This is a genomic window from Bordetella genomosp. 4 (genome assembly GCF_002261185.1).
In the GTDB taxonomy this organism is placed as follows: domain Bacteria; phylum Pseudomonadota; class Gammaproteobacteria; order Burkholderiales; family Burkholderiaceae_B; genus Bordetella_A.
The window spans coordinates 1-12,180 of the sequence record NZ_NEVQ01000006.1; the positions used below are offsets into that span (position 1 = coordinate 1).

Genomic DNA, 12,180 nt, shown 5'->3' on the forward strand with positions numbered 1-12,180 from the left:
GTATAACGAAATCGTAGCTCGAGAGATCTTCTGTTCATCTCCGATGCCAAACCCTTCGCATGCAGATCCCGAACGCTATTCATGGCCGCGCCCGTAGGCGGCCATGAATAGCAGCCCTGCAAGATCTTCCTCCTTGCAAACGCCAGTGCTACGAAGCCTACGAAGACCAGCCGTGCCAGCGATGAGGGAATCAGAAATGCTGCGAGTCGAGGCGGGGCAGTGACCGTGTTGGCGCGCCTCGTGGCTGAGCGAGTGGAGGTCGTAGGGAGGCCCGAAGGGGCCGGACGAGACGAACGAAGCGGTGTCGGGCGCGCAGGCGGCCGACCGGCCACGTGAAGCGCCAACACGGTCACTGCCCCGCCTCGACGTCCAATAGAACTCATCCCCCCGTACTGCCCACACGTCGACGTCCACCTGCGCGCGTAGTGCACCGCGCGCACGGTACCTATCTTCGCCTGCAACGTGGCTATTGCATCCCCGTTGTGACCAGGATGGTGCTCAGCGTCGTCCCCATGGCCTTCACCATCGGGCCTTTTTCCGCATCCAGCCACTCATCCAGCGCGTGTGCGCGACCGAACGTACCCGGTGCCATGCGGCCTACGGTGATGGCAGGGATACCCAGGCTCATGGGCAAGTTGGAATCGGTAGAGCTGCGGTTCAGGTCGGGCTCGTAGCCACCCGCCTTGATCGCAGAAATCGCGTACTGCACGATATCGGTATCAACCGCTGTAGTGCCGGCAGGGCGGTCGCCGATCGCGTCGAGTTTGAGCTTGATTTCGCCTTCTTTGGTCGAGCGCGCAAAATTCTCGGTGGCCACGGCTTCTTTGACGATCGTCAGAAAGCGATCTTCGACGCGCTTGAGCGCATCTACGTCTTCTGACCGCATGTCGACTTCCATCCAGGCTTCGACCGGAATCGAATTGACCGAGGTACCGCCACCCAGACGGCCTATGCTGTACGTGGTCTTGGGATGGGCAGGAACCGAAATAGTAGAGAATGCCGTGGCGGCTTGGCCAAGCGCATACATGGGATTGACCAGGCCAAACGCCCCAAAACTGTGTCCGCCAGGTCCTTGGAATGTGGCGCGGTAGCGTTTGGAGCCCACGCCGCCATGCGTGACGCGGGACACCGATCCGGACTCCACCGAGTAGAAAGCCTTGATCTTGCCTTGGTACTTGCCTTTGGTGAAGAGGTAGCGCACCCCGCGCAAATCACCTGGGCCTTCTTCGCCCACCGTACCTACGAACAGGATGTTGTCGCGGGTCCGGATGCCGGCAGCTTCCATGGCGCGCACGTAGCCGGCGAGCACGGCCAGGCTCATGGTGTCGTCGCCGATGCCGGGCGCCGCCAAGCGGGTGCCTTCACGTTTGACTTTCACATCGGTGCCTTCTGGAAATACGGTGTCCATGTGTGCCGACACCACGACGACCTGGTCGCCGCCGGCAGTGCCGGGGCGCAAGCCCAGCACGTTGCCTTCTTCATCCAACGTGACATCTTTCAAGCCACTGGCGCGCAGCAGTTCAGCAAACGCCTGAGCACGCTTGGCTTCCTTGAAGGGAGGAGCGGGAATTTCGGTCAGCGCAATGCCGTCTTCGACGATGCGCCCGTGCTGTTCGTCAAGCACGGCCAACGCTTTCTTGTAGGCGTCGGACGATAGGACTTTCTGTACCGCCTGGTCATGCGCCGCGCTGGAGGTGACCGCGTCCTTTGCCAGAACGGGCGTAGCCGCACACGCCATCGATAATGCCAACACTACTGCAACACGCCGAGATTCCTGCAACATCGTTGATGCTCCTCAGGGGTTGAAATCGAATCTCGACTTTGTGCCAGTTTGATTGTCGTGTCAACAATCGTTGGTCTTGCGGCTATTGGTCTGGTGAGTGCTCGCTCAACGCGTGCGCCACGGCATCAATGACCTGTGCAACGGTATCTGCGGCGAGGCAGTCTATGATGACGCGTTCGGGTTGTGCTCGCAGCCATGTGATTTGGCGCTTGGCCAACTGGCGCGTAGCGGCGATGGCCTGCTCGCGCGCGGTGTCCAGATCGACAGCGCCGTCCAGATAATTCCACATTTGCCGATAGCCCACACAACGTACCGAGGGCAGGCCAGGATGCAGGTCGCCGCGCGCATGCAGGCCACGCACCTCGTCCAGCAGGCCGGCATCCAGCATGGTGTCAAAACGCTGGGCAATGCGTGCGTGCAGCGCAGCGCGATCCGAGGGCTCCAGGCTGATCGTGATATATCGGTGCGCAGGGGCCGAGTCACCGGCTGTTGCCGGCCCCGGATCGGTAACGACATCCGCTCGATCATCGGGGCATGCGCGGGCGCTGACGCTTGCGCTGGCTGTGGCATCCACATGGGCGTTATCGGATGTCCCTGGCAGATCGATCGTGCCTTGCTGCCGTTGCAGCAAGGCGGACATAGGCTGCCCGCTCAACATACAGATTTCCAATGCACGCTGAATACGTTGGCTGTCGTTGGGGGCTAATCGAGCGGCCGTGATAGGGTCCAGCTGCGCCAGCTCAGCGTGCAAGGCGGGCCAACCGAGCTGTGCGGCGCGGGCTTCCAATTGTGCGCGCAAGACAGGGTCGGCCTGTGGCAGATCATCTAGTCCGTCGCGCAGGGCTTTGTAATACATCATGGTGCCGCCTGCCAGCAAAGGCATGCGGCCGCGCGCCCGGATCTCGTCGATCAAACGCAAGGTGTCGGTACGAAACTCTGCGGCGGAATAGGACTGGGCAGGGTCTCGGATATCCAGCAGATGCTGCGGGACCAGGGCTTGTTCGTCGCGGGATGGTTTCGCCGTGCCGATATCCATGCCACGGTAAATCGTGGCGGAATCGACGTTGATGATTTCCAGCGGCCAGCGTTGGGCGAGGGCCAGCGTGGCGGCACTCTTGCCCGCCGCTGTCGGACCGGCCAGACAGATGATCGGTGACAAGATCATTGGCCGCGTAGAAAAAGTTTGTCCAGATCGGATACCGACCACTGCACCCAGGTGGGCCGGCCATGATTGCACTGGTCAGCGCGTTCGGTGATTTCCATCTGACGCAGTAAGGCGTTCATTTCTTCGAGGCTGAGACGCCGGTTGGCTCGCACGGAACCATGGCACGCCATGGTGGACAACAGCTCGTTACGCTGTTCCGTCAGCAGGCGCGACACGCCCACTGCGCCCAGGTCACGCAGGACGGCCCGCGCCATGGTTTCGATATCGCCGCGCGCCAGAATGGCCGGTACGGAACGAACGGCAATCGAAGTGGGGCCGGCAGGACGCAGATCAAAACACAGCTCGGCGAGTTGCTCTTGGTGTTCTTCGACGAGGGCGACGTCTTTTTCCTGGGCATGAAAGACCACAGGCACCAGCAATTCCTGGCGCGGCAGCTCACGCGCATCTAGCGCGCGTTTCAACTGTTCGTACACGACTCGCTCGTGCGCCGCGTGCATATCGACGAGCACCAGTCCGCGACGATTTTGCGCCAGGATATAAATGCCGTGCAACTGCGCTAGCGCCATGCCCAACGGGTGTTCTTCGTCGGCCGGCAAGCTCGATGCTGCACGCTGGGCTGTTGACGGCACGTCCGGCTCGCGCAGTGTGCTCGCGGGTGCGGCGGCCGTTTCATCTAGCGGCCGATATAGCGCCCGCCAGTCTGCGACTGGGTTACCGGTGGGCTCTGCATGCAGACGGAAAGGAACCTGCGTGTGCGGCCGCATAGGCTGGCGAGGGGCTGCCGAGGTCGACCCATCAGACGCTGCGCCGGAACGTCCGTCGTACCGGCTTGAACCGGACGCCTGCCACGAGCTCGCTTGTCCAGCGTGTTTTGGATCGCCCGCCTGTCTTGCAGCGCCGGCGTATCTCTCGCTCTCTGCCCCGGCCAAGCCAACGAGTCCCGGGGCGGCGACGTTGGCATGCCGCCCATAAGCGTTGTGTTCAGCGCCGTTCGACGCTGCGCTGTGTCCTGCGCGGCTGTCGAAATCGCCTGAGCCGTTGGCAGTTGAGGGAGCGCGAGCCTCTGACGAACCCGATGTCCAGGAGGGCACGCTCGCAGACCCCGTCGCAACAGGCTGGCCGGATATCGATGATGCGCTCGCCACTCGTGCAGGCGATGCCTGTTCAGCAGCGCTGTCAGAGGTCGCAGAAACCGCCGACGCGCCGCCTGTCTGAGCCAAGGCCTGACCCACGACCTGGGTGACGAATCGATGCACTGCGCCGCTGTCGCGAAAACGTACCTCGTGCTTAGCCGGATGTACGTTCACATCGACGGCTCCAGGATCAATGTCCAAATACAGGACATACGCCGGTTGACGGTCGCCGTGCAATACATCGGCATATGCCGACCGCAGCGCATGGCTGACGGTGCGATCCCGCACGAAACGGCCGTTCACGTACAGATACTGTCGATCGGCCCGTGCTCGGGCGGCAGTGGGCCGCGTGATCATGCCCGACAGGCCGATGGCCCCCATCGATACATCGACCGGCAGGCCGTGTTCGGCGAATTCGGCCCCCAGCACGTCGCGGATGCGTTGGCCGGGTACGGCGGGCAGCCACTGGCGCTGCGCCCTGTCGTGGTGGAACAAACGGAACGCAATGTCCGGGTGAGCCAGGGCAATGCGTTCCATCGCGTCGACACAGTGGCCAAACTCAGTGGCCTCGGAACGCAGAAATTTGCGGCGCGCGGGCACCGCGTCGAATAGTTGGCGCACATCGACGGTGGTGCCTGGCGGCCCTGAAGCGGGACTGACTTGCAGACTGCCGCCTTCGATCTGCCACGCATGGTCGCCCTGGCGTGTACGGGAAATGATCGTGACTTGCGCGACCGAGGCAATCGAGGCGAGGGCCTCGCCGCGAAACCCCATCGATGCGACTGATTCCAGTTCCCTGAGCGATCGGATCTTGCTGGTGGCGTGTCTTGCCAGCGCCAGCGGCAGTTCCTCGGGCGGGATCCCGCCGCCGTCGTCGGAGACGGCAATGCGCCGGATTCCGCCGCCTTCGAGGCGGACCTCGATGGCGCGCGCGCCGGCGTCGATGGCGTTTTCCAGCACCTCTTTCAGGACCGAGGCGGGGCGCTCGATCACCTCGCCGGCTGCGATCTGACTGATCAGCAAATCGGGCAGGGCGAGAATGCTGCGACGCTCGGACGCAGGGGGGGATTGGGGCAAATCAGCGTGTTCAGGCATGTGACAATTTTAGCGCTCGCGCAGGCAGTCTTGGGGGCGGCGCCTTCAACGCGGATTTCACGCAGGGTGCGCTATAGTCGAATTCGGTTCGCGTCGGACGTCCCGATGGAACTGCTCTTTCTCAGACATGGTTACTGCATGCTCGAATTTTTCCAAATGGTGTTGCACATCGATCAGACGCTAGGGGTCTGGGTCGATCAGTATGGTTCCTGGGTTTACCTGGTTTTGTTTTTGATTATTTTTGCCGAGACAGGATTGGTGGTGTTGCCATTTCTGCCTGGCGATTCCCTGTTGTTCATCGCAGGCGCATTTGGTGCGACGGGCAGTTTGAATCCCGTGCTGCTGGGTGCCTTGTTGATCGTCGCGGCGGTGACGGGAAACACGGTCAATTATGCGATCGGCCGTTATATCGGGCCACGCGTCTTTACGATGAACGTCCGTTTTCTGGACCGGGCCGCCTTATTGCGTACCCATATGTTTTACGAAAAGCATGGCGGCAAAACCATTGTGATGTCGCGCTTTCTGCCCGTCATCCGCACATTTGCGCCCTTTGTCGCCGGGGTGGCGGAAATGAATGCATTGCGGTTTCAGCTGTTCAATGTCAGCGGGGCGGTGTTGTGGGTCGCGAGCCTGATCACCGCAGGCTATTTCTTCGGCAACATCCCGTTGGTCAAGGAACACTTGAACACGATTGTGCTGCTGGGTCTGGCGGCAGCGATCGTGCCTGTCGTTCTGGCCGCCGTCATCAAACTGGTGCGCGGGCAGCGGCGTTCCGGCAATCGAGACCTGCGGTCCTGAGAACATCGCAAAATATGGAGTGAGGCCGGCGCCGTAGTCTATCGACGCCTTATTTTCGGATGCCTCAAAGTACATCGGCCCGGGTATGTCCGGGCCGATTGTCATTGCGCTGAGCGGATTCAGCTGGCGTCCGCAATATGCGCCAATGGCGGATTGGCGACAAAGTACTGCTGAATGCCTGCCATGATGGCTTGTGCCATTTTTTGCTGATGGCTGCTCGAACGCAGGAGTTCTTCTTCGCGCGGGTTGCTGATGAACGCGGTCTCCACCAGGATCGATGGAATATCAGGTGCCTTCAGCACGGCAAAGCCGGCCTGCTCGACTTGGCGTTTGTGCAGCCGATTGATTTTCTGGATCTCGTCCAGGAGAGCGGCGCCCAGGCGCAGAGAATCATTGATCTGCGCAGTGGTGGAGAGATCCAGCAAGACCTTGGCGACCTGCTTGTCGTGGCTGCCCAGATTGACCCCGCCGATCAGGTCGGCCGCGTTTTCCTTGTCGGCCAGCCAGCGGGCTTGCGTGCTGGAGGCGCCGCGTTGCGACAGGGCAAACACCGACGATCCGTTGGCAGAGGGCTTGATCCAGGCGTCGGCGTGGATCGAGATAAAGAGATCGGCCCGGACGCGCCGCGCTTTTTGGACGCGCACGTGCAGGGGCACAAAATAATCGTCATCACGCGTCAGATAGGCACGCATGTTGGGTTGATTATCGATCAACGATTTCAATTGCCGCGCGATACGCAGCACCACATCTTTTTCGCGCAAACCGGTCTTGCCGATGGCGCCCGGGTCTTCGCCGCCATGGCCGGGATCCAGCGCAATCGTCACCATCCGCTTGCGGCGCGAGGGTGTCGAGGGCGAGGGTAGCGAGGGCTGAGGAACAACCGGTGCAGGGGCAGGGGTAGGCTGAGGCAGGGCGACCCGCGGGGGCGGCTCCTGTCCCTGTGCCTGCGGCGCTGGGGCAGGCACAGGCGCGGAGCCCCCTGCGGCGCCGGAGTTGCGCGAGATGTCCTCGAGAATACGTGCCAGCGGATCGTCCACATCGGGGCCGGCCTGCTTGTCCAGCACAGCCATCAACGGGTCTTGCGCGACCTTGGGATACAGATCGAGCACCAGACGGTATTGGTAATCGGCCACCGGCTTGAGTGTGAACACCTGCGGCGCGATGGCCTGTTTCAGGTCGAATACCAGGCGTACGACGTTGGGCCGATTCTGCGCCACGCGCAGACTGCGGATATAGGGATCGTCGGGGCGGACTTTGGAGATCAGCTGGTTCAGCTCGGCATTGGCCTGCAGGCCCTGGATGTCGACCACCAGGCGGTGCGGATTTTCGAGAGTGAAGTGTTCCGCTTTGAGCTCGCTGTCGAGCTCCAGTGTCACTCGGGTGTATTCATCGGCAGGCCAGGTCCGCACCGCCAGGATGGTGGCGGCCTGGGCCAAACGCGGGATGACGGGCAGGACGAGCAGCGTCGTCGCCACGCTGATCAGGCGTCGGCGGCGGGCCCCGTTGGGGGACAGGGCATCTGGGGCGGAGGAGCAATCGCGTTCAACCATGTTTGTCCTCGTGCGGTAAAGGCAGTCAAAGTGACCACGCGGCCCGGGTCTGCATAAACCAGGGAAATCTGCATGTCGGGAGGCGGCAGCACCCCCTCGGCACGCTCGGGCCATTCGATCAGGACGACCGCGTCATCACGCAGTAAATCTCGGAATCCCGCATCCAGCCATTCGCGCGAATCGTTAAATCTATAAAAATCAAAGTGATAGAAGTATAAGTTAGAAACTTTATACGATTCAAGTAGCGCATAGCTGGGACTTTTGATCCGACCCTGAATGCCGCATTCCCGCAACAGTGCCCGGGTAAAGGCAGTTTTTCCCGCTCCCAATTCGCCTTGCAGGTGGATGCGTCCCCCTGGAGCCAGGCCGGTTGCACCGGTGACCAGCGGGGCGAATTGACGGGCCAGCGCCTCGGTGGCGGTTTCGTCGGGCAGAGTCAGAGTCAGGCTGCACAGCGGAGCGGACATGGCGGGGCTCGAGTGGTAAAACAGGTTGAACGTGTGCGAATTATAGGAAGTGGCCGGTCTGCTATGATCGGATTGAGTTTTATTCTTGTTTAGGTTTTGTGCCTGCGCCCTATTTCGGACATTTTTGCCCGGGACCGCTTCGAAGGCGCAGCGTGGATTTTTTCCAGGAATTTTCACCCATGACTACCCGCATCGAAAAAGACACCTTCGGTCCCATTGAGGTCCCCTCCGACCATCTCTGGGGCGCGCAGACCCAGCGGTCGCTGCATTTTTTTGCTATTTCGACCGAGCGCATGCCTGTGCCGCTGGTGTCTGCCATGGCCCGGCTGAAACGTGCGGCAGCCAAGGTGAATGCCGAGCTGGGCGAGCTCGATCCCAAGATCGCCGACGCTATTGTGAGGGCGGCGGACGAAGTCATCGCCGGCAAGTGGCCCGACGAGTTCCCCTTGTCGGTCTGGCAGACGGGCTCGGGTACGCAAAGCAATATGAATATGAACGAGGTGCTGGCCAACCGTGCCTCGGAGTTGCTGGGCGGGGTACGTGGCGAAGACCGTCTCGTGCATCCCAACGACCACGTCAATCGCGGCCAATCGTCCAACGACACCTTTCCGACCGCCATGCACGTGGCAGCGGCGGTGCAGGTGGAAACCCATCTGCTGCCGGCCTTGAAGGCCCTGCGTGCCACGCTGGCCGAAAAGAGCGCGGCGTTTTACGACATCGTCAAAATCGGCCGCACCCATTTGCAGGACGCAACGCCGTTGACCCTGGGCCAGGAGCTGTCTGGCCATGTGGCCCAGCTGGACCTGGCCGAACAGCAGATTCGTGCGACATTGCCGGGCCTGCATCAGTTGGCCATTGGCGGTACGGCCGTCGGCACGGGGCTGAATGCGCATCCGGAGTTCAGCGCCAAGGTCAGCGCCGTGCTGGCGCACGATACGGGTTCGGCATTTGTTTCAGCCCCCAACAAGTTCCAGGCCCTGGCGTCGCACGAGGCCCTGCTGTTTGCCCACGGCGCGCTGAAATCCCTGGCAGCCGGGTTGATGAAAATCGCCAATGACGTGCGTTGGCTGGCTAGCGGCCCGCGTTCGGGCTTGGGCGAAATCAGCATCCCGGAAAACGAGCCGGGCAGCTCAATCATGCCGGGCAAGGTCAATCCCACGCAGTGCGAAGCCATCACCATGCTGGGGGCTCAGGTTCTGGGCAACGACGTGGCCATCAACATCGGCGGCGCCAGCGGCAATTTCGAGCTGAACGTGTTCAAACCGCTCGTGATTCACAATTTCCTGCAATCAGTGCGCCTGTTGGCCGACGGCATGGCCAGCTTTGATCAGCATTGCGCGGCGGGCATCGAGCCCAACCGCGAGCGCATCGCCGAGCTGGTGGATCGCTCGCTGATGCTGGTGACGGCGCTGAATCCGCATATCGGCTACGACAAGGCTGCGCAAATTGCGAAAAAAGCCCACAAGGAAAATCTGTCGCTGAAAGAATCCGCTTTGGCGCTGGGTTTTGTGACAGAAGCGCAGTTCGCCGAGTGGGTAGTGCCGGCGAATATGACGAACGCCAAGCGTTAGAGACGGCTTTCCTTGCGCGCCGGGCTCCGGATACACAACCGTGTCCGAAGCCCGGCCGCGCAGGGGGGCGAGGCCGAACAGTCGTTCGCGGGCCGAAAAGCGAGGGGCGGGGGAATTCAGATTCGGTGTTCCTGCGGCATCCGGCCGCCCGCATGCTGATCTACGGCCAGCCCTGTATGGCGGTCAAAAGTTGTAGATCATCAGCCACATCGGCAGCGTGACCACCGAAAACAACGTTCCGAGAGAAATGATCAGCGCGACCAGCCGGCCGTCGCCGCCCATGCGCATCGCCAGCACATAGGCCGCTGAGGCGGTGGGTAGCGCCGCAAATAGCAACAGCATGAGCGCTTGCTCACTGGGCAGGCCGAACAGTTTCGCGGCCGTGAGAGCGGCCAATGGCAACAGCAGCAGTTTCACGGTCAAGGTCCACGCAATCAGTTTGCCGTGTTCTCGTCCGCCCTGCCAGGACAGGCTGGCGCCCACACACAGAATGCCGAGCGCCAGCGATGCGGCGCCTAGCCGCGCCAACACCGTATCGACCGGCCCCGGCAACTGCAATCCAGCCAGGTTGCCCGCCAAACCCATCAAGGTGGCCATCAACAGGGGATTGCGCAGCAATTCGCGCAACAAGCCATTATTGCCGTGCCGCGCCAGGCCATAGACGGCGGCCAGATTGGCCAGCGGCACGGCAAATCCGATGATCAGCGCCATCGTGGTCTGGCCATGAGGGCCGCCCAGGCTGGCCGATAGCGCCAGCCCGATATAGGTGTTAAAGCGATAAGCGCACTGCGCGGACGAGGCCAGCGCCAGAGGCGGCGCCCGCAGGACGCGTCCCCCCGCCCAGGCCAGCACAACCCCCGTGAGCAAGACGGCGACGGTCGCCTGCAGCAGCATCAGCGCGCTGCCCGCACTGATGGGGGTGCGCAGAATGGATTGAAACAGCAGCGCGGGGAACAACACGAAATACACCAGGCGTTCGGTGCCCGCGAAAAACTCGCGATTAAAGCCCAGTTTGTGACGCAAGACCCAACCGAGGGCGACCAGCAAAAAATCAGGCAAAACCAGCAGTGCGACCGACATAACAATCCGGGAAGGTTTAGCAATTATTGTATTTATGGGCTACTCGGGCAGGCCGATTTGCTGCTATTCTCCCCGAATTCGACGAAGATGCAATTTAAAGTCGTATATATTTCGCACAGTTTTGGCTATTTACACAGTGATGTGTTTCCAGCGGTCGGCTTATCGGCGGCCCGCTGAAACCTGCACTAGTGGCTCTCAGACAGGGCCGCGCACATGGAGGAATCACAATAATGAAGATCAATGCTCGTATCCTGGCGACTGCTATCGCAATGGCTACCGGATTGGCTGCCACGTCGGCCGCGGTTGCTGCGGATGCTTATCCCAACAAACCGATTCGCGTGATTGTGCCGTTTGCCCCGGGTGGCTCGACCGACATCATTGCGCGTCTGGTGACGCAACGCATGGCCCAGGAATTGGGTCAGCCCATGGTTGTGGAAAACAAGGGCGGCGCGGGTGGCGCAATCGGCGCTGCTGAGGCAGCTCGCGCGGCCCCGGACGGCTATGTGCTGTCGATCGCGACCGTGTCCACGATGGCAGTGAACTCGGCTTGCCGTCCCAATGATCTGCCCTACGATCCGATCAAGGACTTCCAGCCCATCACCAACTTCGCCAACACCGCCAACGTGGTGTCGGTGAACCCCAAGTTCCCAGCCAAGGACTTCAAGGGTTTCCTGGAAGAGCTGAAAAAGAATCCCGGCAAGTACTCGTATGGCAGCTCGGGCACCTGCGGCGTGCTGCACTTGATGGGTGAATCCTTCAAGGATGCAACCGGTACGGATATCGTGCACGTTCCCTACAAGGGTTCGGGTCCGGCTGTGGCCGACGCTGTTGGCGGCCAGATCGAAATCATTTTCGACAATCTGCCTTCGTCCATGGGACAAATCCAGGCGGGCGGCCTGCGCGCCATGGCCGTTGCATGGCCCGAGCGCCTGAAGTCCCTGCCGGATGTTCCGACGTTCAAGGAAGCCGGTTTCCCGCAGGTGAACCAGCCGGTTTGGTATGGTCTGTTGGCTCCTGCCGGTACGCCGATGGAAATCGTGAACAAGCTGCGTGACGCAGCAGTGGTGGCCTTGAAAGACCCGAAGGTCATCGATGTTCTGGCTCAACAAGGCTCGGCACCGTCGGGTAACACGCCGGAAGAGTTCACCAAGGAAATCAAAGAGCAATACGACTGGGCGCGAGATATCGTCAAAAAGAGCAACATCAAGCTCGACTAAGTTGCTCTATCTTGGGCAGGCTACAGGCCTGTCTGCGTAAGGGATGAATAGGCGCTCCATTTGGGGCGCCTTTTTTTTTTATAGTGTCAGGTTCTGTGGGTGTGGCTGAGGTTGGTGTGCTTATGGACGTCGAGCCGAGGCAATCGGGCCGTGCGGGCTTCGCAAAGCCGGTCCGGCGCGCGGGCGCCGGACATCGTGTTCGCTCGCTTCGTCCGGCCCCTTCGGGCCTCCCTTCAGCCTCCGCTCCACTCGGCTTTGAGGCGCCCGCACGGCCCGATTGCCTCGGCTCGACTCGCAGTAATTCAAGCTCATCACATCGCC

9 protein-coding genes are annotated in these 12,180 nt (G+C 61.3%); 3 read left to right on the forward strand and 6 right to left on the reverse strand.

Annotation, left to right across the window (positions count from 1 at the left end):
• Positions 1 to 466: 466 nt before the first annotated feature.
• The 3 genes from CAL20_RS04730 to mutL all read right to left on the reverse strand — a co-directional run bounded on the left by CAL20_RS04730 (position 467) and on the right by mutL (position 5,176).
• Positions 467 to 1,783, reverse strand: a complete 1,317-nt coding sequence (locus tag CAL20_RS04730) for a M20/M25/M40 family metallo-hydrolase (RefSeq protein WP_256981341.1) — start codon at positions 1,781 to 1,783, stop codon at positions 467 to 469.
• A gap of 82 nt (positions 1,784 to 1,865) precedes the next feature.
• Positions 1,866 to 2,948, reverse strand: a complete 1,083-nt coding sequence (gene miaA, locus CAL20_RS04735; RefSeq protein ID WP_094837325.1) for a tRNA (adenosine(37)-N6)-dimethylallyltransferase MiaA — start codon at positions 2,946 to 2,948, stop codon at positions 1,866 to 1,868.
• Entirely contained in the window at positions 2,945 to 5,176 is a 2,232-nt protein-coding gene (mutL, locus tag CAL20_RS04740) for a DNA mismatch repair endonuclease MutL (RefSeq protein ID WP_094837326.1), read from the reverse strand. The genes miaA and mutL overlap by 4 nt, the downstream gene beginning before the upstream one ends.
• 138 nt (positions 5,177 to 5,314) lie before the next feature.
• Here mutL and CAL20_RS04745 point away from each other — a divergent pair, with 138 nt between their 5' ends.
• Positions 5,315 to 5,974 carry a VTT domain-containing protein gene (locus tag CAL20_RS04745; protein ID WP_094823109.1) on the forward strand — a complete coding sequence of 220 codons (660 nt, stop codon included), beginning with the start codon at positions 5,315 to 5,317 and terminating at the stop codon, positions 5,972 to 5,974.
• A gap of 119 nt (positions 5,975 to 6,093) precedes the next feature.
• Here the strand turns inward: CAL20_RS04745 and CAL20_RS04750 are convergent, their stop codons facing one another.
• Positions 6,094 to 7,524: an N-acetylmuramoyl-L-alanine amidase gene (locus tag CAL20_RS04750; protein ID WP_141217710.1), complete on the reverse strand. Its 1,431-nt coding sequence runs from the start codon at positions 7,522 to 7,524 to the stop codon at positions 6,094 to 6,096.
• Positions 7,455 to 7,991: a tRNA (adenosine(37)-N6)-threonylcarbamoyltransferase complex ATPase subunit type 1 TsaE gene (gene tsaE / locus CAL20_RS04755; protein WP_094823108.1), complete on the reverse strand. Its 537-nt coding sequence runs from the start codon at positions 7,989 to 7,991 to the stop codon at positions 7,455 to 7,457. Before tsaE ends, CAL20_RS04750 begins: the two co-directional genes overlap by 70 nt.
• 179 nt (positions 7,992 to 8,170) lie before the next feature.
• Here tsaE and fumC point away from each other — a divergent pair, with 179 nt between their 5' ends.
• The gene (gene fumC / locus CAL20_RS04760) at positions 8,171 to 9,562 is read left to right on the forward strand and encodes a class II fumarate hydratase (protein WP_094837327.1); all 1,392 of its coding nucleotides are present in this window, start codon (positions 8,171 to 8,173) and stop codon (positions 9,560 to 9,562) included.
• A 183-nt stretch (positions 9,563 to 9,745) separates the two neighbouring features.
• Here the strand turns inward: fumC and CAL20_RS04765 are convergent, their stop codons facing one another.
• Positions 9,746 to 10,642 carry an AEC family transporter gene (locus CAL20_RS04765; protein ID WP_094837328.1) on the reverse strand — a complete coding sequence of 299 codons (897 nt, stop codon included), beginning with the start codon at positions 10,640 to 10,642 and terminating at the stop codon, positions 9,746 to 9,748.
• A gap of 230 nt (positions 10,643 to 10,872) precedes the next feature.
• Between CAL20_RS04765 and CAL20_RS04770 the strand changes: the two genes are divergently transcribed.
• Positions 10,873 to 11,859, forward strand: a complete 987-nt coding sequence (locus tag CAL20_RS04770) for a tripartite tricarboxylate transporter substrate binding protein BugE (protein WP_094837329.1) — start codon at positions 10,873 to 10,875, stop codon at positions 11,857 to 11,859.
• Positions 11,860 to 12,180 lie beyond the last annotated feature (321 nt).

Bases quoted from the DNA above. Each gene is read 5' to 3' on its own strand.
- CAL20_RS04730 (WP_256981341.1), bottom strand. From the start codon at position 1,783: ATGTTGCAGGAATCTCGGCGTGTTGCAGTAGTGTTGGCATTATCGATG.
- miaA (WP_094837325.1), bottom strand. From the start codon at position 2,948: ATGATCTTGTCACCGATCATCTGTCTGGCCGGTCCGACAGCGGCGGGC.
- mutL (WP_094837326.1), bottom strand. From the start codon at position 5,176: ATGCCTGAACACGCTGATTTGCCCCAATCCCCCCCTGCGTCCGAGCGT.
- CAL20_RS04745 (WP_094823109.1), top strand. From the start codon at position 5,315: ATGCTCGAATTTTTCCAAATGGTGTTGCACATCGATCAGACGCTAGGG.
- CAL20_RS04750 (WP_141217710.1), bottom strand. From the start codon at position 7,524: ATGGTTGAACGCGATTGCTCCTCCGCCCCAGATGCCCTGTCCCCCAAC.
- tsaE (WP_094823108.1), bottom strand. From the start codon at position 7,991: ATGTCCGCTCCGCTGTGCAGCCTGACTCTGACTCTGCCCGACGAAACC.
- fumC (WP_094837327.1), top strand. From the start codon at position 8,171: ATGACTACCCGCATCGAAAAAGACACCTTCGGTCCCATTGAGGTCCCC.
- CAL20_RS04765 (WP_094837328.1), bottom strand. From the start codon at position 10,642: ATGTCGGTCGCACTGCTGGTTTTGCCTGATTTTTTGCTGGTCGCCCTC.
- CAL20_RS04770 (WP_094837329.1), top strand. From the start codon at position 10,873: ATGAAGATCAATGCTCGTATCCTGGCGACTGCTATCGCAATGGCTACC.